Here is an 827-nt window from a genome sequence, read left to right as displayed (position 1 = left end):
TAAACTTATATAATTTTCAAAGAGCGAGCAATTCTATGAAAAATCAAGCTATTTTTTCATATCAGCTTAACAGATTCCTATATTTAATATAATTAAAATAATCTAACTATATTAAAATTTATATATTCGAGGTTGTTTAAAATCTATTTTTAGAAAGATTACCTCTTATCTTAATACTTTTCTTTATTAAAAACTCTATATCCGTATCTTGTATTTCTACAAAGTTCCTCTAAATTAGTTCCACTTAAATACTCTAAAGACCCTTGGCATTCTCCATCAAAATGTATTTTCATAAATTCAATAAGTTCATCATCTGCTATTTGATCCATAGCTTCGTTTTTAAAGAAATAAAATGATTCTTGAAGCTCTAATAATGTATCTTTATAATTTTCTTGCATTATATATGGTGAATCACAAAAAGCTTCAATTATTTTTTTCAAAACACCTTCCGAAAATTCAATTCTTCCCGTATCTTTTAGTGACTTAAAACGATTTTCAATTAACTCATTAATATCTTCATTTGATAAGGTTAATCCATATTTAAGTGTTAATTCATTGCATTTTTTCAATTCTATTACTGCTTGTTTTTTTTGTATATCTTGAAGTACTAAACTAATATTTTTACTCATACTAATCACCTCTAGATATACTCTACTCCTAAGCCTAACCTACTACAAGACTTGAAATTTAGGCGATTTTGTGGTAATATAGAATCATAAAATAACAAAAAAATAAGGCTTAAGCCTTATTTTTTTTCAGACTGCTGACAAAGTGTCAGTAGTCTTTAATTTTATACAAATATGTAATATAATTTAAAATATATTAAT

The 827-nt window shown here is 24.5% G+C and carries 1 protein-coding gene; it reads right to left on the bottom strand.

Going from position 1 to position 827, the window contains the following annotated elements:
• Nucleotides 1–170: 170 nt before the first annotated feature.
• The gene (locus LPC13_RS16715) at nt 171–629 is read right to left on the bottom strand and encodes a DUF6323 family protein (protein ID WP_005215891.1); all 459 of its coding nucleotides are present in this window, start codon (nt 627–629) and stop codon (nt 171–173) included.
• Nucleotides 630–827 lie beyond the last annotated feature (198 nt).

The sequence above is a fragment of the Clostridium celatum genome, assembly GCF_021412605.1.
Classification (GTDB): Bacteria; Bacillota; Clostridia; order Clostridiales; family Clostridiaceae; genus Clostridium; species Clostridium celatum.
The sequence above is the reverse complement of the archived record's forward strand: the minus strand, read 5'-3'. Positions and strand labels throughout refer to the sequence as shown.

What these genes read in the sequence shown, in the direction of transcription:
- LPC13_RS16715 (WP_005215891.1), bottom strand. Translation starts at nt 629, where the DNA reads ATGAGTAAAAATATTAGTTTAGTACTTCAAGATATACAAAAAAAACAA.